This is a genomic window from Pseudomonas urmiensis (assembly GCF_014268815.2).
Taxonomy (GTDB): domain Bacteria; phylum Pseudomonadota; class Gammaproteobacteria; order Pseudomonadales; family Pseudomonadaceae; genus Aquipseudomonas; species Aquipseudomonas urmiensis.
The window spans coordinates 780,808-805,332 of record NZ_JABWRE020000001.1 but is presented as its reverse complement, the minus strand read 5'-3'; the positions used below and the strand labels follow the sequence as shown (position 1 = coordinate 805,332).

General features: G+C 62.6%; 15 protein-coding genes. 9 read left to right on the top strand and 6 right to left on the bottom strand.

What is annotated here, in order from left to right:
• Positions 1 to 85 precede the first annotated feature (85 nt).
• A complete protein-coding gene (locus tag HU737_RS03670) occupies positions 86 to 1,540 on the top strand; it encodes a TrkH family potassium uptake protein (protein ID WP_186557398.1) in 1,455 nt (484 codons plus the stop codon).
• Here the strand turns inward: HU737_RS03670 and HU737_RS03665 are convergent.
• Complete coding sequence (locus HU737_RS03665; RefSeq protein ID WP_186557397.1) at positions 1,497 to 2,552, bottom strand: AraC family transcriptional regulator; 1,056 nt, start codon at positions 2,550 to 2,552, stop codon at positions 1,497 to 1,499. The genes HU737_RS03670 and HU737_RS03665 overlap by 44 nt on opposite strands.
• A 156-nt stretch (positions 2,553 to 2,708) precedes the next feature.
• Here HU737_RS03665 and HU737_RS03660 point away from each other — a divergent pair, with 156 nt between their 5' ends.
• Positions 2,709 to 3,020, top strand: a complete 312-nt coding sequence (locus HU737_RS03660) for an Mpo1-like protein (RefSeq protein WP_186557396.1) — start codon at positions 2,709 to 2,711, stop codon at positions 3,018 to 3,020.
• A 56-nt stretch (positions 3,021 to 3,076) separates the two neighbouring features.
• Here HU737_RS03660 and HU737_RS03655 read toward each other — a convergent pair whose 3' ends face one another.
• Positions 3,077 to 3,889: a UDP-2,3-diacylglucosamine diphosphatase gene (locus tag HU737_RS03655; protein ID WP_186557395.1), complete on the bottom strand. Its 813-nt coding sequence runs from the start codon at positions 3,887 to 3,889 to the stop codon at positions 3,077 to 3,079.
• Positions 3,890 to 4,040: 151 nt separating this feature from the next.
• On the opposite strand from HU737_RS03655, the gene HU737_RS03650 reads away from it, so the two are divergent.
• Positions 4,041 to 4,805 carry an AraC family transcriptional regulator gene (locus tag HU737_RS03650; RefSeq protein WP_186557394.1) on the top strand — a complete coding sequence of 255 codons (765 nt, stop codon included), beginning with the start codon at positions 4,041 to 4,043 and terminating at the stop codon, positions 4,803 to 4,805.
• Between the two features lie 125 nt (positions 4,806 to 4,930).
• Positions 4,931 to 5,821 (top strand): DMT family transporter, encoded by an 891-nt coding sequence (locus tag HU737_RS03645; protein ID WP_186557393.1) that lies wholly within the window; start codon positions 4,931 to 4,933, stop codon positions 5,819 to 5,821.
• On the opposite strand, the gene HU737_RS03640 is transcribed toward HU737_RS03645, so the two are convergent.
• A complete protein-coding gene (locus HU737_RS03640) occupies positions 5,822 to 6,103 on the bottom strand; it encodes an Rdx family protein (RefSeq protein ID WP_186557392.1) in 282 nt (93 codons plus the stop codon).
• 67 nt (positions 6,104 to 6,170) lie between these two features.
• On the opposite strand from HU737_RS03640, the gene HU737_RS03635 reads away from it, so the two are divergent.
• Entirely contained in the window at positions 6,171 to 8,357 is a 2,187-nt protein-coding gene (locus HU737_RS03635; RefSeq protein ID WP_186557391.1) for a patatin-like phospholipase family protein, read from the top strand.
• 987 nt (positions 8,358 to 9,344) lie between these two features.
• On the opposite strand, the gene HU737_RS03630 is transcribed toward HU737_RS03635, so the two are convergent.
• The gene (locus tag HU737_RS03630) at positions 9,345 to 9,782 is read right to left on the bottom strand and encodes a MarR family transcriptional regulator (RefSeq protein ID WP_186557505.1); all 438 of its coding nucleotides are present in this window, start codon (positions 9,780 to 9,782) and stop codon (positions 9,345 to 9,347) included.
• 128 nt (positions 9,783 to 9,910) lie between these two features.
• Positions 9,911 to 12,052, bottom strand: a complete 2,142-nt coding sequence (gene recQ / locus HU737_RS03625) for a DNA helicase RecQ (RefSeq protein WP_186557504.1) — start codon at positions 12,050 to 12,052, stop codon at positions 9,911 to 9,913.
• 246 nt (positions 12,053 to 12,298) lie between these two features.
• Between recQ and HU737_RS03620 the strand changes: the two genes are divergently transcribed.
• Both HU737_RS03620 and HU737_RS03615 read left to right on the top strand, forming a co-directional pair.
• Complete coding sequence (locus HU737_RS03620; RefSeq protein ID WP_186557503.1) at positions 12,299 to 12,886, top strand: UPF0149 family protein; 588 nt, start codon at positions 12,299 to 12,301, stop codon at positions 12,884 to 12,886.
• Positions 12,887 to 12,893: 7 nt separating this feature from the next.
• Positions 12,894 to 13,256 carry a YbaN family protein gene (locus tag HU737_RS03615; RefSeq protein WP_186557502.1) on the top strand — a complete coding sequence of 121 codons (363 nt, stop codon included), beginning with the start codon at positions 12,894 to 12,896 and terminating at the stop codon, positions 13,254 to 13,256.
• 72 nt (positions 13,257 to 13,328) lie between these two features.
• Here the strand turns inward: HU737_RS03615 and HU737_RS03610 are convergent, their stop codons facing one another.
• Complete coding sequence (locus HU737_RS03610; protein ID WP_186557501.1) at positions 13,329 to 20,450, bottom strand: retention module-containing protein; 7,122 nt, start codon at positions 20,448 to 20,450, stop codon at positions 13,329 to 13,331.
• 484 nt (positions 20,451 to 20,934) lie between these two features.
• On the opposite strand from HU737_RS03610, the gene HU737_RS03605 reads away from it, so the two are divergent.
• Entirely contained in the window at positions 20,935 to 22,308 is a 1,374-nt protein-coding gene (locus tag HU737_RS03605; RefSeq protein ID WP_186557500.1) for a TolC family outer membrane protein, read from the top strand.
• A gap of 73 nt (positions 22,309 to 22,381) precedes the next feature.
• Positions 22,382 to 24,517 carry a type I secretion system permease/ATPase gene (locus HU737_RS03600; RefSeq protein ID WP_186557508.1) on the top strand — a complete coding sequence of 712 codons (2,136 nt, stop codon included), beginning with the start codon at positions 22,382 to 22,384 and terminating at the stop codon, positions 24,515 to 24,517.
• Positions 24,518 to 24,525: the final 8 nt, after the last annotated feature.

Here is a 24,525-nt window from a genome sequence, read left to right as displayed (position 1 = left end):
TCTTGCAGCTAGGCGCTAGAAGCTTGCAGCTCGCCGCCCCACAGGTAGAATGGCGCCCTTTCCGTTGCGAGTCAGAGCAGATCACATGGCGTTGCCGACCTTAAGGATCATTGGTTTCATCATCGGCATCTTCCTGATCACCCTGGCGGTCAGCATGGTCGTTCCCATGACCACCCTGGTGATCTTCGAACGCACCGGCGACATGCCGTCGTTCCTCTGGTCGAGCCTGATCACCTTTATCGCGGGCCTGGCTTTGGTCGTTCCCGGCCGCCCCGAACACGTGCACCTGCGCCCGCGCGACATGTACCTGCTGACGGTCAGCAGCTGGCTGGTAGTGTGCGAGTTCGCTGCCCTGCCGTTCCTGCTGACCCAGCACATCAGCTACACCGACGCCTTCTTCGAAAGCATGTCGGGCATCACCGCCACCGGCGCCACGGTGCTCAGCGGGCTGGATAACATGTCTCCGGGGATCCTGATGTGGCGCTCGATGCTGCACTGGCTCGGCGGCATCGGCTTCATCGCCATGGCGGTGGCGATCCTGCCGCTGCTGCGCATCGGTGGCATGCGCCTGTTCCAGACCGAATCCTCGGACCGCTCCGAGAAAGTCATGCCGCGCTCGCACATGGTCGCCAAGTCGATCGTGCTGGTGTACATCGGCATTACTTTCATCGGCAGCCTGGCCTTCTGGTGGGCGGGAATGAAGCCGTTCGATGCGGTCAACCATGCCATGTCGGCGATTTCCACCGGCGGTTTCTCCACCTCCGACCAATCGCTGGCCAAGTGGGACATCCCCGCCGTGCACTGGGTCGCGGTGGTGGTGATGATCCTCGGCAGTGTGCCGTTCACCCTGTACGTGGCCACCCTGCGCGGCAACCGCCGTGCGCTGATCAAGGATCAACAGGTGCAAGGCCTGCTCGGCCTGTTGGTGGCCACCTGGCTGGTGCTGGGCACCTGGTATTGGGCCACCACCGATCTGCACTGGTTGGATGCCTTGCGCCACGTCGCACTGAACGTCACCTCGGTGGTCACCACTACCGGCTTCGCCCTGGGTGACTACAGCCTGTGGGGCAACTTCTCGCTGATGCTGTTCTTCTACCTCGGGTTCATTGGGGGCTGCTCGGGCTCCACCGCAGGCGGGATCAAGATCTTCCGCTTCCAGGTCGCCTACATCCTGCTCAAGGCCAGCCTTAACCAGTTGATCCACCCACGCGCGGTGATCAAGCAGAAGTACAACGGCCACCGGCTCGACGAAGAGATCGTGCGCTCGATTCTGACTTTCTCGTTCTTCTTCGCCATCACCATCTGCGTCATCGCCCTGCTGCTGTCGCTGCTCGGCGTGGACTGGATGACCGCGCTGACCGGCGCCGCCGGTACTGTCTCGGGGGTCGGCCCAGGCCTTGGCGAGGTGATCGGCCCGGCGGGTAACTACGCGACCCTGCCGGATGCTGCCAAGTGGATCCTGGCCGGCGGCATGCTGCTCGGCCGGCTGGAGATCATTACGGTGCTGGTGCTGTGTATGCCGGCGTTCTGGCGTCACTGAGCGGCTCGCCACCCAGCCGCGAGCGATATTCGCTGGGCGTGGCATCGAACCAGCGGCGAAACGCCCGGTAGAAGTTGCTGGGGTCGGCGAAGCCCAGCAGGTAGGCGGTTTCCAGCAAGGTCATGCCCGGCTGGGCCAAGTACTGCTCGGCCAGCTCCCGACGGGTATCGTCGAGCAGGGTCTGGAAGCTGGTCCCCTCCTCCTGCAACCGGCGCTGCAAGGTACGCTGCGACAGGTGCAGGGCCTGGGCCACGGTTTCCCGCTTGGGCTCGCCCTGCGGCAGGATGCGGCACAACACCTGGCGCACCCGATGGGTTACCCGGCTTTCGGAGAAACGCGCCAGGTATTCACCGGCAAATCGGTCATGCAGAATCGCCATCGCCTCGTTGGCGGTGGGTAGCGGCGCCTCCATGTCGGCGCGTTCGAATACCAGCGCATCATGCGGTGCGTCAAACACCAGGGGCGAATGGAAAGCCACTTTGTAAGGTTCGACGTTTTTCGGCTGCGGCCCCTGGATCAGCACCCGGCGCGGCTGGATCGGCCGCCCGCTGAGCCAGGTACACAACGACAACGCGCATGCCAGCGACGCCTCGGCGCTATGCCGGGTCGGCGGCAAATGGTCGCCATGCACGGTCAGCACCAGCGCGTAGCCTTCAGGCCCGAGACGAAAACTCAGGTCGGAGCTCTCGGCAATGATCCGTTGATAACGCACCAGGCGCTCGAAGCCCTCGGCCAAGGTGCGGCTGGACATCAGCGCATAGCCCACGACATGAAACGACGCCGGGCGCACCACCCTGGCCATGTTCAGGCCGATCGCCTCGTTGCCCGACAGCTCTACTGCCAGCTGCCACAGCCGGGTCATCGAATCCTGCGGGAAGCGCGCATCGGGGTCATCGAGGGCCGCGAAATCCAGCCCTAGCTGTTTGAACATGGCACGGCAATCGAGCCCTTCCAGCTCGAGTGCCTTGACGATCCCTGATGCCCAGCTCGCTGACGTGGTTCTTTCGCTCATGACAGGCTTCTTGTGCTGACCGCTCCTGCGGTGAATGCCAAGGATACTCAAATGGCGCTTATTGTCACTGGCCCGCTGTGCTAATCACTCTAGACTCGATTCAGGCTCCACGCCGTGTATCCTTCATAAATGACAGGCAGCTCCGGGAGCACAGCCATGAACCGCACAGCGCAGTTTCGTAGTTTTGCCGAGTTCTATCCCTACTATCTCGGGGAGCACAGCAATCCCACCTGCCGGCGCTTGCATTTCGTTGGCACCAGCCTGGTGATTGCCCTGTTGGCTTATACCATTGCCAGTGGCAAGTGGCTGTTGCTATTGGTCGTGCCGTTTGCCGGCTATGGGTTTGCCTGGGTTGGGCACTTTTTCTTCGAGAAAAACCGGCCGGCTACGTTCAAGCACCCTTGGTATAGCCTGATCGGGGATTTTGCGATGTTTCGGGATATCTTGCGGGGCAAGGTCAGCCTGTAGGGTTTGCCGCGTCTGTTCGGTTTTGGGGCCGCTGTACGACCCCAAAAGCCCACGTCCTAGGCGGACTCGTGCAACGCCGCCAAACGCTCACTTTCCCGCGCCTGGGCCTCAGCCAGCCGATACAACTCGATGCTGCCATCCCAATGCTCGATCAACGCGGTGCATGATTCCACCCAATCCCCACAATTGAGGTACTCAACCTCGCCCACCTGACGAATCTCGGCGTGGTGGATGTGCCCGCACACCACCCCATGAAACCCGCGCCGGGTGCATTCGTGGGCAATGGCATCCTCAAAATCGCTGATGAAGTTCACCGCCCCTTTGACCTTGTGCTTGAGATAGGCCGACAACGACCAATAGCCGTACCCATAACGGGCACGCCAGTGGTTGAGCCAGCGATTGAGCACCAGGGTGAACTCATAGGCGCGGTCCCCGAGAAACGCCAGCCAGCGGTGATAGCGGGTAATCACGTCGAACTGGTCGCCATGGATCACCAGCAAGCGCCGACCATCAGCGGTCAGGTGCTCGGCCTCGTCGACCAACTGGATATTGCCCAGGATCAGCTTGGAATAGCGGCGCAGGAACTCGTCGTGATTGCCGGTGACATAAATCACCTCGGTGCCGCGCTTGCTCATGGTCAGCAGGCGGCGAATGACGTTGGTGTGTGCCTGCGGCCAATAGATGCCACCGCGTAGCTTCCAGCCATCGATGATGTCGCCAACCAGGTAGATGCGGTCAGCCTGAAAGCCCTTGAGAAACTGCGACAAGTGCTCAGCCTGGCAATCACGCGTGCCCAGGTGCACGTCGGAAATCCACAGGGTGCGCACGCGCTGCTTGCGTGACGGGCGGGCGAGTTCGGCGTGGGTCATGGGCAGGCTCCGGCGCTGTTTGCTGGAGACTGGCAGTTGCAAGTGACAGGTTGGTGGCAGCGCCGTGACGACTGATCGCAGGGCGATGGAGCGCACAACCGCAGCCAGCAACGATGTGTACAATGCCCCTCTGCCCCGCGAGGAAGCCCCTATGAGCGCCGGCCCCATCCTTTCCCTGCGCCACTACCGCGATGACCTGATCGCCCACAGTCACGACCACCCTCAGTTGGTGTTCGGCCTGCATGGGCGCCTGGATTTTGAAGTGCAAGGCCACGGTGCGCGGGTCGATCGCCAGCAACTGATGGTGGTCCCGGCCGGCGCTCATCACACCTGTGGCAGCGCAGCCGGTAGCCACTGCCTGGTGCTGGACGTCCCCGGCGAACATTGGCTGCGCGAGCAGTTGGGCGAGCACGCCGAGGCCAGCCGTCGCCTGCTTGATCGTCCCGGGGCTGTGGGCCTGGACAGTCGCCAGCAGCAACTGGTCGATTGGCTGGCGGCAAGCCCGGTGGATGATCCGCTGATTGCCCGCCAGGGCGCGAGCCTGTTGCTTGCCAGCCTCAATGCTCAAGCCACACCCCACCAGGCTGACAGGCGCCTGCCCTATTCGGCCTTCGATGCGCACATCGAGCGCTACGCCGCCTACCCGCTGCAGGTGGCCGATCTGGCGCGGCTGGCCGGGCTATCCAGTGCTCGCCTGCATGCACGCTTTGCTGACGAGTGTGGCGTAACGCCGATGGACTATATCCGCCAGCGCCGCTTGCTCAAGGCTCGACAACTGCTCAAGCAGACCTGCCTGCCGATTGGCGAGGTTGCCGCGCAGGTCGGCTACAGTTCGCAGAGCGCCTTTGCGGCGGCGGTGCTGCGCGCCTTCGGGCGCTCACCGATGGCGCTACGACGCGAGTCTGGCGACAACTGACGCGAGTTGGGCGACAGACAGCGGCGGCGCTAGGCCGTACAGTTGCCGTATCGCGCTTTTGGGTCCGCTGCGCGGCCCTTCGCAGCGGACCCAAAGCAGGCAACAGAATTTATCAAGGGACACCCATGAACCACCGCACCGCCCTCGGCGCCCTGCACATCGGCGCGCTGTTCTTCGGCCTGACCGGCGTGTTCGGCAAACTCGCCGCCAGCGCCAGCCCCACCATCATCGTATTCGGCCGCGCTGCCTTCGCCGTGCTTGCCCTGGGCCTGTTCGCCAGCCTCGCCCGCCAAGCCTGGCAGCCGCTCCAAGCAGCAGACCTACGCCGCCTGCTACTGGGCGGGGTGCTGCTGGCCGGGCATTGGGTGAGCTTTTTCGTCGCAGTGAAAGTGGGTGGCGTGGCCATCGCCACCCTGGGCTTTGCCAGTTTCCCAGCGTTCACGGTAATCCTCGAAGGCCTGTTGTTCCGCGAACGCATCCGTCGTAACGAGGCAATCTTGGTGGTGCTGGTCAGCATTGGCCTGATCCTGGTCACCCCCGAATTCGACCTGGCCAGCGAAGCCACCAGCGGGCTGCTCTGGGCACTGCTTTCAGGCCTGCTGTTCTCGCTGCTATCGCTGATCAACCGCGCCGGCTCCGGGCGCCTGCCCGCGGTACAGGCAGCGCTGTGGCAGAACCTGGTGGTCGGCCTGTGCCTGTTGCCATTTGCAGCGCCAGGCCTTAGCGGCGTGACGCCGATGGACTGGCTATGGATTGCCCTGCTCGGCATCTTCTGCACCGGCATCGCACACAGCCTGTTCGTCGCCGCCCTGGCAGTGATCAAGGCGCGCACGGCTGCGGTCGTGTTCGGCATGGAGCCGGTATATGGCATCGCCGTGGCCTGGATGGTGTTCGCCGAAACGCCCACCTTGCGCATGCTCGCCGGCGGCGCACTGATCATCTTTGCCATCGTCTTGTCCAGCCGTTTGGCCGCCGAGCAGCCAGCCAAGCAACGGCCTGTGGCAGAGGGCGCCTGATCAGCGATCGTTGTGGCCCAGGTCGCGCTGCGGGTCGATCTGGTCGCGCAGGCGCTGCTTGAGCACCTTGGCCTCGGGGAAGCCACCATCAGCCTTGCGTTCCCAGATCTGCACGCCATCGCAGGTGATGCGAAAGATCCCGCCGGTGCCCGGCTCCAGGGCGACGCGGCCAAGGTCATCGGAGAAGGTGCTGAGCAGCTCCTGGGCCAGCCAGGCTGCGCGCAGCAGCCACTGACATTGCGTGCAATAGGTGATGACAATTTCCGGCTTGGTGTTGGACATGATCAAGCAACTCCTGGTAGGTGGCCGCTTATACTAGCGGCCTTTCTTCCTGGTTTTGAGACTCACGATGCGCCGCTTGCTGTTCTGCTTGTTGCTGACGCTTACCACCTTTGGCGCGCTTGCCACCGAACACGCTCGGCCCAAAGTCGGCCTGGTATTGTCCGGCGGTGCTGCCCGGGGCCTGGCGCACATTGGCGTGCTCAAGGCGCTTGAAGAACAAGGCGTGCGCATCGACGCCATTGCCGGCACCAGTATGGGCGCGGTGGTCGGCGGCCTGTATGCCTCAGGCTACAGCGTCGAAGAGCTGGAAAAGCTCGCCACCACCCTCGACTGGCAGCAGGCGCTGTCCGATGCCCCGCCACGCAAGGACGTGCCGTTTCGGCGCAAGCAGGATGACCGCGATTTCCTGGTCAAGCAAAAGCTCAGTTTTCGCGACGACGGCAGCCTCGGCTTGCCACTGGGTGTGATCCAAGGGCAGAACCTCGCCTTGCTTTTGGAAAGCAAACTGGCCCACACCGCCGACACCCGCGACTTCGACAAGCTGCCGATCCCCTTCCGCGCCGTGGCCACCGACATCGCCAGCGGTGAAAAAGTGGTGTTCCGCCGCGGCCACCTGCCCCAGGTGATCCGCGCCAGTATGTCGATCCCGGCGGTGTTCGCCCCGGTCGAAGTCGACGGTCGATTACTGGTGGACGGTGGCATGGTCGACAACATTCCGCTGGATGTCGCCCGCGAAATGGGCGTAGACCTGGCCATCGTGGTCGATATCGGCACCCCGTTGCGCGACCGCAAGCAACTGAACACGGTGGTCGATGTGCTCAACCAGTCGATCACCCTGATGACCCGGCGTAACTCCGAAGAGCAGCTGGCCAGCCTGCGCAGCGAAGACGTGCTCATCCAACCGCCGTTGGCCGCCTTTGGCGTCACCGATTTTGGCCGTACCAAAGAGATGATCGAAGCCGGCTACCGCGCTACCCGTGCACTCGACGCGCGCCTTGCCGTCCTGCGCCAGAGCGAAGGTGATGCGGGGCTGGCGGTAGCCCGCTCACCGCGCCAGCGCACCCCGGTTATCACTGCAATCAAGGTCGAGAACGACTCCAAGGTCAGCGACGACGTGATCCGCTATTACATCCGCCAGCCCATCGGCGAGCCGCTGGAGCTGGAGCGCCTGCAAACCGACATGGGCACGTTGTATGGCCTGGACTACTTCGACGGCGTGCAATACCGCGTGGTGCACAAGGGCGACAACAACACCCTGGTAATCAACGCCCGCGGCAAGCGTGGCGGCACCGACTACCTGCGCTTGGGCCTGAACCTGTCGGACGACATGCGCGGCGACAGCGCCTTCAACCTGGGCGCCAGCTACCGAGTCAACGGCATCAACCGCCTGGGTGCGGAGTGGCTCACTCGTGCCCAGATCGGCGATCAGCAGGAGCTGTATAGCGAGTTCTACCAACCCCTGGACGTCGGCTCGCGCTACTTCATCGCGCCCTACCTGGACCTGGGGTCGCAAAACATCGAAGCCACCCTGGACAATGACCCGATCGCCGAGTATCGCCTGGAGCGCTATGGCTTCGGCCTCAACCTGGGTCGCCAGATCGGCACCTACGGTGAAGTACGCGCGGGGGTGGGCAAGGCTTGGGGTGAGGCCGAGGTACGCATCGGCGACCAGGACCTGCCCAAGGTCAGTTTCAACGAGGGTTTCTATGAGCTGAAGTACTCGTTCGACACCTTGGACAACGTCTACTTCCCGCACAGCGGTGAGGATATCGGCCTGACCTTGCGCAAGTACGACGCTTCGCTGGACTCCGACACCGATTACCGGCAATGGGAAGTGAATGTCGACAAGGCGTTCAGCAGCGGGCCGAATACCTGGGTACTGGGGGGGCGTTACGGGCGCACCCTGGATGAGACCGAGGTGGTGACGTCGAGCTTCGTACTGGGTGGGGCGCGGCAGTTGTCAGGGTTCCGCCAGGATTCGGTGTCGGGGCAGAACGTGAGCCTGATGCGGATGGTGTATTACCGGCGCTTGACGCCGCGGGCGTACTTGCCATTGGACTTCCCGCTGTACATCGGTGGGTCGTTGGAGCGTGGGCGGGCTTGGAACAACGATAACGAATTCGACAGTGGCTATATCAATGCGGCGAGTATCTTCCTGGGGCTGGAGACGCCGTTGGGGCCTTTGAATTTGAGTTATGGGGCCAATAGTGAGCATCAGAAGGCGGTGTATCTGAATTTGGGGCACACGTTCTGATTTTTGGGGTTGGGGTTGGGTTTGGGCTTGGGCTTGGGCTTGGGCTTGGGCTTGGGCTTGGGCTTGGGCTTGGGCTTGGGCTTGGGCTTGGGCTTTTAGAGTTTTGAGCATATCCATTGGCGAAGGTGGCGCTGAGTCACCTTTCCGCCCTTACGGCGGGTCACTTTTTGGCAAACGCCCCAAAAAGTAACCAAAAAAGGCTGCGCTCCACCATCCGGCCCTACGCTGCGCTCCGGGTTCCCTCGCTTCGGTGCCTTCCGGGCCCGCGCGGCCTACGATTTGCTGCGCAAATCTACATCTCGCGCCTTCGGCTGCGCCGAAGGGTGCTATCGCACCTGGCCCTACAGACACCTACGCTCGGCCTCCTGAAGTCGCGAAGTTAGTGGCGGCGCCTGGGCTGGCGTTATCTGGCGATAGTGGTAGGTGTGGTGGATAGTTGGACGCCATCGCGGGGCAAGCCCGCTCCCACGAGTCACCGCCAACCAAAAGCGGCGCGGTATCGTGGGAGCGGGCTTGCCCCGCGAAGAGGCCGGAACAAACAACACAAAAGAAAAATTCAGACCTTGGCCTTGGCCTTGGCTTCTGCGAGAGCGTAGCGATTCGCTGCTCTTGATCTTCGTGCGCGCAATTCCAGGCGCCGCAGATTCGCGACTTCAGGAGGCTGAGCAGAGGTGCCTGTAGGGCCAGGTGCGGCAGCACCCTTCGGCGTAGCCGAAGGCGCGAGATGTAGATTTGCGCAGCAAATCGTAGGCCGCGCGGGCCCGGAAGGCGCCGGCGCGAAGGGACCCGAAGCGCAGCGTAGGGCCGGATGGTGGAGCGCAGCCTTTTTTGGTTACTTTTGGCTGGGCCGGCACACCGGGCGTCTGCCAAAAAGTGACCCGCCGTAAGGGCGGAAGGGTGAATCAGCGTCTCCATCGCAAATGGATATACACGCCAATCCCAAAACCATCCCAAAACCACCCCAAAGCCGCAAAAAACTAAGCGCCCTCAGGACTTCTCGAGATTACCCAGAATCCGCGCATGCACCCGCATGCAAATCTCCAGATCCGCCTCATCAACCCCACTAAACAACTCGATCCGCAGCTGGTTGGCAATGGTCTCGATCTGATCGATCAACGGCTTGGCCGGCGGACAGAGCACAATCTTCTTCGCCCGCCGATCCTCCATCACCGCCTGGCGCCGCACCAATCCCTGGCTCTCCAGGCTATCGAGCAAGCGCGCCAGGGTCGGCCCTTCAACGCCGACGCTCTGCGCCAGCTCACGCTGGGTCGGAGCCTCTTCGAAACGGGCCAGGTGCAACAGCACCAGCCAGCGTGCCTGGGATAGATTGAGCCCGGCCAGGCGCCGGTCCAGCTCGGCGCGCCAGCCGCGGGACATCTGGGCCAGCTGCATGCCGAAGCGGTGTTGGTTGTCAGTCAGGGGCATAAACAACTCTATGGATAGAACTAATTATTAGCCAGCTAACCATGCTCCAGCCCTCCAGGCAAGGCTGGCTGAGCCACAAGCGTCCGATAATCGTCATAAAGCATGACAAAGGTCATCAGTACAGCCCGTTACAGCTCAAACTCCGCAGCCAGCGCCGCACGGATGCAATACAGCACCCCTTCCGGCACCCGTTGGCCAAATTGCGGGGCGATGGCCGACACCGGCGGCAGCTCGCCTTCGCCATCGAGGAAGGCATCCTGGACTTCCATCATCAAATCCTCAGGCAGGTCCAGGGCCTGATCCAGGCTCAGTTCCTGACGGCCAATGGCTTCGGCCAGCAGGCTGTAGACGTTCTTTTCACTGCAATTGAGCTGGCCGGCAATCTGCGCAGGCGTCATACCGGCGCGGGCCAGGCTGACCAACTCGTGACGCAAGTCGAGCACCACCTTCGGTGCCTCGGCGCTCTCGCCGCCGTTGAGCACTTCGAGGAACGCCTGGCCATAACGCTCCAGCTTGCGGGCGCCGACGCCGCTGACCTGGGCCATGTCGCTGAGGCTGGTGGGTTGGCTGCGCAGCATTTCCAGCAGGGTCGAATCGGGGAAGATGACGTACGGCGGTACGCTGTGCTCTTCGGCCAATTTGCGCCGCAGGGTGCGCAAGGCCTCCCACAGCTCGCGCTCTTCGGCACGCACCAGCTGGCTGGCTGGGCTACCGCCGCTGCTGGAGGATTTGGCCGTAGTCTGCGGCTTGAGGTCGCGGCGCAACTGCAGGTTCACTTCGCCACGCAGCAGCGGCCGGCAACTGTCGGACAAGCGCAGACCGCCATAGCCCTCCAGGTCGATGTCGACCAGGCCACGGGCAACCAGTTGGCGGAACAACGAGCGCCATTCGTTTTCACCGACGGATTTGCCGACACCGAATACCGAAAGCTTCTCGTGGCCAAAGTTACGCACCTTCTCGGTGTCCTTGCCCACCAGCACATCGACCAGGTGACCCACGCCGTAGCGCTGGCCGGTGCGGAACACCGCCGACAGGGCCTGACGCGCAGGCTCGGTGGCATCCCAGGTCTGCACCTGGTCGACGCAGTTGTCGCAGTGCCCGCATGGTTGCTCGAGCACCTCGTCGAAATAGGCCAGTAGCGACTGACGACGGCAGCGGGTTTCTTCGCACAGCGCCAGCATGGCGTCGAGCTTGTGCTGTTCGATGCGCTTGTGGCGCTCATCGCCTTCGGAGTTCTGCAGCATCTGCTTGAGCATCACCATGTCCTGCAGGCCGTAGGCCATCCAGGCATCCGAAGGCAGGCCATCACGGCCGGCACGACCGGTTTCCTGGTAGTAGGCCTCAAGCGACTTGGGCAGATCCAGGTGGGCGACGAAGCGCACGTTGGGCTTGTCGATGCCCATGCCGAAAGCAATGGTGGCGACCATGATCAGGCCTTCCTCATTGAGGAAGCGATGCTGGTTGCTCGAACGGGTCTCGGCAGGCAGGCCGGCGTGATAGGGCAAGGCCGGGAAGCCCTGCTCGCAGAGGAAGGCGGCGGTCTCGTCGACCTTCTTGCGCGACAGGCAGTACACGATACCGGCGTTTCCCCGGCGCTCGCCGAGAAACGCCATCAGCTGCTTGCGGGGCGATTCCTTGGGCACGATGCGGTAGAAAATGTTCGGCCGGTCGAAGCTCGACAGGAAGCGCTCGGCACCTTGCAGGTGCAGGCGCTGGACGATCTCTTCGCGGGTACGCATGTCGGCCGTGGCGGTCAGGGCAATGCGCGGTACATGCGGGAACAGCTCGGCCAGTTGGCCCAGTTGCAGATACTCAGGACGGAAGTCGTGGCCCCATTGCGAAACGCAGTGGGCCTCATCGATGGCGAACAAGGAAATATCCAGGTCGCGCAAGAAATCCAGCATGCGCGGCTGCACCAGGCGCTCGGGAGCAAGGTAGAGCATCTTCACTTCGCCCCGGCGCAGACGCCCGGCCAGCTCGCGCTGTTGCTCGGCACTGAGCGTCGAGTTCAAGGCAGCCGCTGCCACGCCCAGCTCGTCGAGCGTGGCAACCTGGTCGTCCATCAACGCGATCAGCGGCGAGACCACCACGGTAAGACCTGGTCGCAGCAGCCCGGGGACCTGGAAACACAGCGACTTGCCGCCACCGGTGGGCATCAGTACCAGCGCATCGCCGCCGTTGGCTACACATTCGATGATCGCTGCCTGGCGCCCACGGAAACTGTCGTAGCCGAAGATGTCCTTGAGGACGCGCTGAGCCTGTTCGAGCATTGCTAACTCCGAAATCGCCGTACCATCCTGGACACAGGCTGGACGATAAACCCGCCCTGCACACGTGCGAATGCGTAAGCAGCTTTTGCCAGAGGCCCCGCAAAAGGCTGCTCTGGCTGAAAAATCGCGGATTATACCCCACTGGCTGCTGCGAAAGGACGCTGTGCTGACAGACGTTCCCTTTGCCCCGTCGCGCCAGCAAGGTGCTAGAATTCCATATCGATTATTCCCCAAGGTAGCCCCGTAATGTCCTTCGCCGAGCAACTGACCCGCCTGCAAGCCTTCCTCGACGCCGACGAGCTGCACGAAGAAGCGCTGGACTACGTCGCCGCCCACGGCTACCTGACCGCGCTGTCGATCACTGCCGAAGACGTCCCAGAGCGTGAATGGATCGATGCGCTGTTCGCCGAGGAACCTCATTACACCAGCGATGCCCAGCGCGTCGAAATCGAAGCCACCCTGGTCGCCCTGAAAGCCCATATCGGCCGTCAGCTGGCCAGCGACGATGAATTCGAGCTGCCATGCGATCTGGACCTGACCGAAGAGCCGGACGATTCCGACCTGCGCGGCTGGTGCATCGGCTTTATGGAAGGGGTGTTCCTGCGCGAAGAAGCCTGGTTCGAGAACGCCGAGGAAGAAGTCAGCGAGATGCTGCTGCCGATCATGGTCGGTTCCGGTCTGTTCGACGAGCAGCCAGAGTTCGCCGACATTGCCAGCGATGCCAACCTGCAGGACGACATGATCGTGCAGATTCCTGAGGCACTGACTGCGCTGTTCCTGCTGCTGCACGCTCCGGACGAGAAGCCAGCCCTGCTCAAACCGCGTCATCACTGATACAGCCGTGCGCTACCTGCTGCTGGCCATCGGCTGGCTCAGCGTCGCGCTGGGAGTGCTGGGGATCTTCCTGCCGGTGTTGCCCACCACTCCCTTTCTGTTGCTGGCAGCGGCCTGTTTCGCCCGCAGCTCGCCACGTTTTCATGATTGGTTGATCAACCATCCCACGCTCGGTCCATGGATCCGCGACTACCTCAGCGGTGAAGGGATCCCACTCAAGGGCAAGGTCTACGCCATCGGCCTGATGTGGGCCAGCATCGGCCTGTCGTGCTACCTGGTGCCGTTATTCTGGGCCAGGGCCTTCATGCTCAGCAGTGCGGTGCTGGTGAGCCTGTACATCCTCAAGCAGAAGACCTTGCGCCGGTCCTGATACTCATCCGTTTCAGTACCGGCCTCATCGCTGCGCGTTTGTCCTGCGATGAGGCCAGCCCTGCCAATCCGTCTACACGTTATCCACCTTCAACGAGTGATCATTGAGCATGCCATTAATGATGGTCGCGGTGTCATGCCCCGAGGCGATCAACCCACCCGCCCCCGCCGAGACGCCGTAGTGCTGGGCCAGATCGACCCCGGCCAGGTCGATGGTCTGGGTAGGCGTAGCCCCCGCCACGCTGCTGACCTCGATGGTCGAGACCACGTTGCTACCGGCGCCACTGACCTTGAAGTGCAGGTAATCATCCAGCGATGCCACCGTGGCGTTCTCCCCTTGCAGCAACTGCGACAGGTCCAGGTGATCGCTGCCTGGAGTAAAGTCGGTGACCCGATCATGGCCGCTGTCGCCCTTCTGCCAGACGAAGGTGTCGTTGCCGCTGCCGCCAGTGAGGGTGTCGTCGCCCGGGCCACCAATCAGGATGTCATTGCCCGCCCCACCCTTGAGCACATCATTGCCCAGCCCGCCGCTGAGCAGGTTGTCCGCACCATTGCCGATCAGCGTATCGTGGTAGTCCGAGCCGATCAGGTTTTCGATACTGACCAAGCTATCCAGACCGCCCCCTCCGGTGTTCTGCTGACCCGCGACGTTCAGATCGACAGTCACCGCACTTGCCGCCGAGGCATAACTGGCCGTGTCGTTACCCGCCCCGCCGTTGAGCAGGTCATTGCCGGCCCCGCCAATCAACAGGTCGTCGCCGTCACCGCCGTACAGGCTGTCGTTGCCCGCGCCCCCCACTAGCACATCGTGTCCATCACCCCCGTTGAGGGTGTCATCGCCGGCGCCCGCCAACAGCACATCATCGCCTGCGGTGCCGTTGACGACACTGCCCGCCTGGTAGGTGATATCCAGCGCAGCCGCGGTCGTGCCACCGTGGTTGTCGCTGGCCGTGTAGCTGCCGTGATAGACCTCATTCTGGGCATTGGCGTAGTCGATCACCATGCTCAGTTTGTACAGCTCGGCCGCCTTGCTATTGCCATAGGCGTTCTCGGTATTGACCACGTGGATGCTGTACAGCCCATCGTGGTCGGCGGTGAAGCTACTGCCATTGGCGACGGCCTGATAACTGCCGCCGGCTTCCTTCCACTCCAGCAGCAGGCTGCCTTGCGGCCGATCGTGATCGAGCTTGAGCGTCTCGCCTTTGCGCAGGCTAACGCTGATCACATCCTCATCGTTGGCGTTGCCGTTACTGATCGAGCCGAGGTAGCCAGCAATCACCAGCGCAGCGGTCATCGAAGCCGAGTTGGCGACGAAGGCGCTGCGGTCGAGCGTCTTGAGCTGATTGGCAGACTTGTTGTCGCTTCCGTCGAACTTGATCGGCTGGCCGCTACCACTGGCAGCGAAACCTGCCCCCTTGTCGGCGAAGCCTGTGTTGAAGGTGATCGGCGCGGCGCTCAAGCGGTCATGATCAGGGTCGCTGTCATTGGCCAGCAGGGCCTCGGCTGGAACGCTGAGGCTAGCACCGGCGATATTGGTGATGATGTGATCATCGCCCGCCACGGGGGCATGGTTGCTATTGATCTTGACCACCAGGTTGGCGCTGCTGGTATCGCCATCGTTGTCGCTGACGGTGAAGCCGAACTTCTCGACCTGGCTGCTACCGCTGTCCTTGGGCGGCTTGTAGGTGAACTCGCCAGTGTCCATGTCGACCATTAGCACGCCACCCAGGGCGGTCTTGATACCGAGGGTATGGGTGGCAGGATCGAACGCCGCCTTGTCCACGCCGCCCACGGCGCTATAACCGCCCTGCCCGGCATTGGCTTTCGGGTCGAAGGTGTAGGTCACGCCATCGACCAACAGCGCCTTGATGAAGCCCCCATCGGCACCGAAATGACCGCCACTGAGCAAGCTGCCGGTGATCGGCGAGCCCTGCACTGTACCCGTAAGCACTGCACCGAGCTGACTGAGGTCGGTAACCACCACCGAGTTGGTGTCGGTGTGGCTGGTGCCATCGTAGGCCAGTGGGTTGAGGTTGGTTTCATTGACTCCCGTGCCCATGCCAATGGCGTAGGACTTGATGCCATTGCTATCGAGGAAGTTTTCCCAGCTGGTTTCCCGTACCGGGGTCATCGCATGCCCTGTGGTGGGCTCGCCATCGGAGAAGAAGTAGCTGATGTTCTGCGCACCCAGCAACTTGCCCTCTTTGCCGAACGCCGTCTGCGCGCTGCTGGCGGCGGAGTCGTAATAGGTCGAGCCGTCCGCCTTGAGACCGGCGACGATGGCCTTGGCCTGGTCGATCGAGACCCAGACATCGGACTTGACCGAAGCACCGGTGGCGAAGGTGACGATCTGCACCTTGATATCGCCCATGTCATCGTACTTGTCGAGCAAGGCGTTAATCGCTTCCTTGGCCAGATCCAGACGGCTCAGGCCTGGCACACCGGATCTTAAGGTCATGCTGCCGGACACATCGATCACCAGCAGGATGTTGGAATCCACCTGGCCTGGGGTGATCGAGCGTTCGGCGCAGACGGCCTTGGGCACGTCATCGACGATGTTGATGGCAATGGTGCTGGTGATGCTGTTGCCCAAAGCGTCGGTGGCTTTGTAGGTGAAGGTTTCGCTGATCCGGTTGGCGCCGTCGTCGGCCCCTCCCGGAGTCTTCGGTGCCGAGGTCAGGGTATAGGTGTAGGAGCCATCGGCCTTGAGCAACAATTGCCCGAATTGGCCGACAGCGTCGCCGACCAGGGTGTAGGTCAGCGGACCGACACCGCCGCCGACCGAACCGACCAATGTGCCCGATGCCGTCTCGGCGCTGGACCCTGGATTACTGCCGGTGACGTTGCCGGCCGCCAGGTCGTTGCCGTCCTTGTTCAGGTCCAGGGCTTTCTCGTACACCGTGACGTCGTTGTCGGCACACGCGATCAGTTTGCTGTCATGCACCTTGATGCTGATGGTAGTGGTGCTTTGGTCGCCGTCGGCATCACGAATGGTGTAGACGAAGGTGTCAATGGCCCCCGCGGGTGCCACGCTATTGGGGTTGGCGTGATAGACCGCATTGCCCTTGGTATCCAGGGTCAGGTAGCCATAGTCGCCCTGCACCTGGGTGGCCAGCTGGCCGACCGCCGAGGTCGAAGTGTCGGAGCCGGCACGCACGCCGATCACGTACTTGCCATCCGCCGCAACGTCCGCCCCGATCACATCGTTGTCCAGCACGTTGCCAGTGACCGAACCGCCCTCGATCACGGTAGCCGTATCGCAATGGGCCTTGGGCACATCGTCGACGATGCTGATGACGATGGTGCTGGTGGTGCTGTTGCCGGCCGCGTCTTTCACCTGATAGGTGAAGGTCTCGGTGGTGACATTTGCCCCGTCGTTGGCCGGTACCGGCGACTTGGGCGCCGACGTCAGGGTGTAGGTGTAAGAACCATCGGCGTTGAGCTTGATCTGGCCATACTGGCCTTCGGCATTACCGACCAGGCTGTAGGTCAAAGCACCCACGCCCCCGGAGACGGCGCCGACCAATGTGCCAGTGGCGGTTTCGCCGGTCGATCCAGGCTGGCTGCCGACCACTGTGCCGGGCGCCAGGTCTTGGCCGTCCTGCTTGAGATCGAGGGCTTTTTCGTAGACCTTCACGTCAGTGTCTTCACAGGCAACCAGCTGGCTGTCGTGGACCTTGATGGTGAGGGTGGTGGTGCTTTCATCACCGTCGGCATCGCGGATGGTGTAGACGAAGGTGTCGGTGGCACCGGCCGGCGCCACACTGTTGGGGTTGGCGTGGTAGACCGCATTACCCTTGGCATCCAGGGTCAGGTAGCCATAGTCGCCCTGCACGTTGGTCGCCAGTTGGCCGACTGCCGAGGTCGAGGTATCGGAGCCTGCGCGTACGCCGACCACGTACTTGCCATCGCTCGGTACATCGGCGCCGATCTTGTCGTTGACCAGCACATTGCCTTCGACCACGCCACCCTCGTAGACACTGACGAAATCGCTGTAGGCCTTGGGCACGTCATCGACGATGCTGACGACAATGGTGCTGGTAGTGGTGTTGCCCAGCGAGTCTTTCACCTGGTAGGTAAAGGATTCGCTCAGGGTATTGGGGCCATCGTTGACATGATTGGGCGAGTTGGGCGCCGATGTCAGGGTATAGGTGTACGAGCCATCACCATTGAGCTTGATCTGGCCATACTGGCCTACCGCGCTGCCCACCAAGGTATAGGTCAGAGCGCCGACGCCTCCGGTGACCAGGCCCGCCACCGTGCCAGAGGCGGTTTCCGCCGTGGAGGTGGGGTTGCTGCCTTGGACGTTGCCCGCCGCCAGGTCATTACCATCCTTGCTCAGGTCCAGTGCATTTTCGTACACCGTGACCCCACCCTCACCGCCCACCACCCACGAGCAGTCGTGCACCTTGATGGTGACAGTGGTGGTGCTCACGTCACCGTCCGCATCGCGAATGGTGTAGACGAAGGTGTCGGTCGCACCGGCTGGCGCCACGCTGTTGGGGTTGGCGTGGTAGACCGCATTGCCCTTGGCATCCAAAGTCAGGTAGCCATAGTCGCCCTGCACCTTGGTTTCCAGCTGGCCGATCGCCGAGGTCGAGGTATCGGAACCGGCGCGCACGCCCACCACATACTTGCCCTCGCCTGGCACGTCGGCACCGATCTTGTCGTTGATCAGCACATTGCCTTCGACCGTACCGCCTTCGTAGACACTGGCAAAATCGCTCTGGGCCTTGGGGATGTCATCGACGATGTTCACATCCAGGCTGCCAGTGGCGGTGCTGCCGTCGCTGTCCTTGGCGATCACCGTGAAGCTTTCCTGCAGGCTGTTGGTGCCATCGCCAGGGGCATGGGTTTCGTTATCGAGCAGGGTGTAGCTGTAGCTCACCACCCCGGTGCTGGGGTTGTAGCCGGTAATGGTCAGGGTGTTGCCAAGGGGGGTGGTGAGCGACTGCGGGAAGCTCACCGGCACACCGCCGCTGACCAAGGTGATGCCGCCAACGCTCAACGTCTGCAGGCCGTCCGGCGCGCTCACGGTGAAGCTGCCGCTTTGGGTCAGCGCACCCTGGTTCGGCGCGCTACCGTCGGCCAGGTTCTTCTCGAACACAGTCAGTTCGCCGCCATTGACCTGCAGCCCACCCAAGGTCACCGGGTCGTTGAAGTTGCTGACGTTCAGGGTCAGGGTGGCGCTGCTGGTATCGCCATCGGCGTCTTTGATGGTGTAGGTGAAGGTTTCCACCCCACTGGCGCCACCTTTGAGGCCTTTGAAGTCCGGATCGTTAGTGTTGAGCGTGTAGGTGTAGCTGCCGTCTGCCGCCAGCACCAGGGTGCCGTAGGTGCCGGTGAAGGTGCCGCCGATGACCGGACCACCCGCCACCCGATCAGCGCCTTGTTGGTCATTGACCAGCACATTGCCGGTCAGCTCGGTGTGCTGCTCGGTCGCGGTAACGGCGTTGGTGTCGTGCTCGGCCTTGGGCACGTCATCGACGATGTTCACGTCCAGCTTGCCGGTGGCGCTGCTGCCGTCGCTGTCCTGGGCGGTGACCGTGAAACTCTCATGCAGGCTGTTGTTGCCCTGACCGTTGGCATGGGCCTCGTTGTCGAGCAAGGTGTAGCTGTAGCTGACGACCCCAGTGCTGGGGTTGTAGCCAGTGATGGTCAGGGTGTTGCCCAGCGCCGTGGTGACTGATTGCGGGAAGCCCACTGCGACCCCACCGCTGACCACCGTGATGCCGCCGACACTCAGGTTCTGCAGGCCATCGGGCGCAGTCACGGTAAAGCTGCCGCTCTGGGTCAAGGCGCTCTGATTCGGCGCGCTGCCGTCGCCGAGGTTTTTCTCGAAGACGGTCAGTTCACCGCCCTGCACATCCAGCCCAGCCAAGGTCACTGGGTCGTTGAGGTTGCTGACGTTCAACGTCAGCGTGGCGCTGCTGGTGTCGCCGTCTGCGTCCCTGATGGTGTAGGTGAAGGTTTCCTGGCCATTGCCACCGCCCTTAAGACCTTGGAAGTCCGGGTCATTGGTATTGAGCGTGTAGGTGTAGCTGCCATCTGCTGCCATCACCAGGGTGCCGTAGGTGCCGGTGAAGGTGCCAGCGATTACCGGACCCCCGGCGACACGGTCGGCGCCCTGCTGGTCGTTGGTCAGGACATTGCCGGTCAGCTCAACATGCTGCTCGGTGGCCGCCAGCGCATTGCTGTCGTTGACAGCCTTGGGTACATCGTCACGAATCAGCACATCCAGGCTGCCGCTGGCAACATCTCCATCGGTGTCGCTGACCAGCACCGGGAAGTGCTCACCGAGGCTGTTGTTGCCAGCGCCGTTGGCATGTTGCTCGGCACCGCTGAGGGTGTAGCTGTAGCTCACGACGCCGGTTGCCGGGTTGTAGCCGGTGATAGTCAGGGTATTGCCCAGAGGCGTGGTTATCGATTGACCGACACCCGTGACCGCTCCTGCCGTGACCACGTTGATCCCGCCGACGCTGAGATTGAACACACCGTCAGGCGCCACCACGGTAAAGGTGCCCTGCTGAGTCAGCGCTGCCGGATCGCTGTGCGAGCCCTGGGGCAAGTTGGCTTCATCCAGGATCAGTTCACCGGGGCTGAGGTCCAGCCCTTGCAGATTGACCGGATGATCCGGCTGTTCGACTGGCGGTGTGGGCGGCAGCGGGCGAGCGATCGAGGTATCGATGTCCAGGTCACCCAGCTCACGGCTGGCCAACTGCGGAATGCCATTGAAGCCTGCGGTGGGGAAGCCGATCTGCGGATCGACCTGCCCAGCCACCTCACTGAGCATGACGAAACTGTGCCCGCCACCCAACGCGCCCGGAGCGCCGCCGGGGTTCTGACCTGCCGCTGGCGCTTCGCCTTCTTCAGTCGGGTCGGCACCCGCTGCGATGGCTTGTTGCAAGCGCTCGACATCAGTCAGCTGCGCCTGGCTCGGTGCCGCATCTTGGCTATGCACTTGAGGCGCGTGGTTGGCCAGCAGATCTGCGCTCATCTCAAGGCTGCTGCCACGGCCCAGGGTCAGCTCTGCACCGTTGTGCAAACGCACGGCGACGGCACCGGCACTGCCGGTCTCCAGCTGCTCACCGGCGAACAAGCGGTCGCCCTCCACCAGCAGGCGACGGCTGCCATCACCGTCGACCGCGAATACCTGACCGACCACCTTGCTGACCACACCGATTAATTTAGCCATGCGCGCACGCCTCCCCTGCTGATCGGATTTCGCAGCCAACTGGCGTACTGCAGATCAGGAGAAGCGATGGATGCCGAGCACCCCGTTCGCGTCTGTCTCAACCATGAGATTGGAGCTCTCAGGTGACACGCGAGGCGATAGCAATGATGAAGTTTTGCCATCATTGAGCGACAATTTTTTGTCGCCAAATACCGCCTTGATCTCCTTTTCCGTTTCGCTTAGCTGCAAAAATTCTGGAACCTTTCGCGATGGCCCAAACCTGCTGTTTGCAGCTCGTATTCCGGACCATGTGATAAGAACAATGTCCCGTAATCCTTAGACCGCATAAGTTTTTTTTCGCATATCCATTATGAAAAAATCTTCTTAGCTCGCCCGCTAAATGTTCTTAGCTCTGTTGTAACAAACCTGAGACGGTTTGCTCATTATATTTCGTCATTTTATTGACGAACGCAGGACACATTTAGAGACCAGGGAGATGTACCCCATGCGCGTTCTTACCCCCATCACCAGTGCAATCCTGTTGGCTGCGGCGTGCGCCAACGTTCAGGCGATGTCGCTTAACGAAGCTGTTCAGAACGCCGTGGACCATCACCCGGAAATCAGCTCTTATCGCAACAGTCGGTTGTCGGCCGATGAAGATGTGAAATTTGCCCGTGGGGGGTTTTACCCAAGCGTTGACCTGGTAGCCGGCTACGGCCGCCAGCGCTCCGACAACCTCAACACCCGCGGACTCAACCCAGACGGTACGCGTAACCACAACAAGGAAACGCTGAACTACACCCAGTCGGAGCTGCGCCTGCGCCAGATGATCTTCGACGGCTTCAACACCGCCAACGAAGTTGGACGCACGGAGGCGGTGGCCAATTCGCGCGCCTACTACACCCAGGCAGTCGCCCAGGACATCGCCTTGCGCACCATCGAGGTGTACCTGGAAGTGCTCAAGCGTCGCGAGCTGGTGACGTTGGCCAAGAACAACCTGCAAGCCCACCTACGCGTCAACGACCAGATCGGTCTGCGCAGCGAGCGTGGCGTCGGCAGCACCGCTGACCTTGATCAGTCCCGCGCCCGTCGTGCCCTGGCAGAAAACAACCTGGATACCGCTGAGGTCGATCTGGCCGACGCCGAGGCCAACTTCTACAGCGTGGTCGGCCGCGTTCCCGACGAACTGGAAACGCCCTCCACGATCAAAGTGCAAATGCCTTCCAACCTAGAAGACGCACGCCGCGGCATGCAAGAGAACAACCCCTACCTGCGTTCTGCCCAGGCCGACGTGAATGCTGCCGAGCAACAGTACGAAGTGGCCAAGTCGCCCTTCTACCCACGCCTGGACGCAGTGCTGGCCACCGGCGCCAACAACAACCTGGGCGGGGAGCGCGGCCACAGCAACAATGACTGGCAGGCTGGCGTCGAGCTGAGCTACAACCTGTTCCGTGGCGGCAGCGACAAGGCTCGCCTGCAGTCCGACGCGCACAAGATCAACCAGGCCCTGGACATCCGCAACAATGCCCTGCGCGAGCTGAACGAAAACCTCAGCCTGTCGTGGAACGCCATGAACAATGCACGCAAGCAAACCCCTACCGCCCGCGAATACGCCGAGACCACCCAGCGCGTGCGGGCGGCCTACCAGGACCAATTCGGCCTAGGCCAACGTACCCTGCTCGATGTGCTGGACAGCGAGAACGAGCTGTACAACGCCAACCGGCGCTACACCGAAGTGCGCTACACCGAGGAGTATTCGATGTACCGGGTGCTAGCGACCATGGGTGAACTGCTGAGCAAGCAGCGCATCTCGCTGCCCCCCGAAGCCATTGCCAAGAGCGAAGTACGCAGTGAGGCCAGGTTGCCCGAGATGCGTTAGTCGTTCAGGGAGCTACGTTCGGACGGAGCCGTACCCCCTCCAAATGCGGCAGGAGTAGGCCATCGTGACCAGTATGCAAACACCCCAGCCGCGTCTGGACGTCGATGATCCGTTGCTCGATGGCCTGCTGATCCTGTGCAAACTGCATGGCTGCCCGGCCAGCCGCGCCAGCCTGTGCAGCGGCCTGCCCCTGGCCGAGCAGCGCCTGGGCCAGGAGCTGCTACCACGGGCCGCCGCCCGCGCCGGCTTGCAGGCGCGCGTGCTGACGCGCGAACTGTCGGCGATCTCGGCGCTGAACTTGCCCGTCCTGCTGTTGCTCAACGATGGCCGCAGCGCTGTGCTGCAGCGCTGGGGCGAGGATGGCCGAGCGCTGATCCTGCCCTGTGAAGCTGAAGGCGGCGAGCAATGGGTCGAGCGCCAGGTGCTGGAGCAGGCCTACTGCGGCCAGGCCCTGTTTGCCCGGCCGCGGCATACCTTGGAAAACCTGCGCACGCCGCTGATGCCAAGAGTCGATGCCTGGTTCCGCGATACCTTGCGCCATTCGCGCTGGTTGTACAGTGATGCGTTGCTAGCCAGCCTGCTGATCAACCTGCTGGGCCTGATGGTGCCGCTGTTCGTCATGCAGACGTACGATCGGGTGGTGCCCAACCAGGCTATCTCGACCCTCTGGGTGCTGGTCGCCGGCTTGTTCATCGGCACCGCATTTGAAATGGTCCTGCGCATGGTCCGCGCCCACCTGCTCGACCAGGCCGGCAAGAAGACCGACCTAATCCTCTCCGCCACCCTGTTCGAACGCATCACCGGCATGTCGATGAAAGCCCGCCCAGCGACCATCGGCGGCTTTGCCCAGAGCATTCACGACTTCCAGGGCCTGCGTGAATTCCTCACGGCGGTGACCCTGACCAGCATCATCGACCTGCCGTTCGTGGCGTTGATGCTGGTGGTGATCGGCCTGCTCGGTGGCTGGCTGGTGGTGATTCCGTTGGTGGCGTTTCCGCTGGCAGTGGGCTTTGCCCTGTTCATCCAGATCCGCCTGCGCGACACGGTGGAGAAAAGCCTGAGCCTGGGCGCGGTACGCCAGGCCCTGCTGATCGAGACCCTCGGCGGCCTGGAAACCCTCAAGGCCTGCGGCGCCGAGAGCGAGCGCCAGTATCACTGGGAGCACACCAACGGCGCCATCGCCCGGCTTGATGCACACGCGCGCAACCTGTCTTCGCTGGCCAGTAACGGCACCCTGTTCATCCAGCAGTTCTGCGGCATGGCGACCATCGTCGCGGGGGTCTACAGCATCATTGCCGGCAATCTCAGCGTCGGCGCCCTGGTCGCCAGCTATATGCTCGGCAGCCGGGTGTTGGCGCCGCTGGGGCAGATCGCCGGGCTGATCACTCGCTATCAGCAAGCCCAGCTGACCATGCGCAGCACCGACGCGCTGATGGCCCTGCCGCAGGAACGCCAGCTGGACCAGCAGGCGTTGGAACACACCACGCTCCAGGGCGGCATCGGCGTCAGCCATGTGACCTTCCGCTACCCCGGGCAAACCGCCGCCGCCCTCAACGACGTCAACCTGACCGTGCAACCGGGCGAGCGCATCGGCATCATCGGCCGCAGCGGCTCGGGCAAGAGCACCCTGGGGCGATTGTTGATGGGCTTTCATCACCCGGACGAAGGCCAGGTATTACTGGACAACCTCGACCTGCGTCAGCTGGACATCGCCGACCTGCGCAGCCAGATTGGCTATGTCGCCCACGACCTGCCGCTGCTGGCTGGCAGCCTGCGCGATAACCTGACCCTCGGCGCGCGGCATGTCAGCGACGCGCGCATGCTGGAGGTCGCCGAGCTGACGGGCGTCAGCGAACTGGCCCGGCAACACCCGCAAGGGTTCGACCGGCCAGTGGGTGAGCGCGGCCAACTGCTCTCTGGCGGCCAACGCCAGGCCGTCCTGCTGGCCAGGGCTCTGCTGCTGGAGCCGCCGATCCTGATCCTCGACGAGCCGACCAGCCACATGGACAACAGCGGCGAAGAGCAACTGCGCCAGCGCCTGCTGCAATGGGTGCCGGGCAAAACCGTGCTGCTGGTCACCCACCGCACCTCGATGCTCAGCCTGGTGGACCGGCTACTGGTGTTGGACAACGGCAAGATCGTCGCCGACGGACCGAAGGATGCGGTCATCGACGCACTGCGCAAAGGTCGTATCGGCGCGGCCCTGTAGACGTCTTC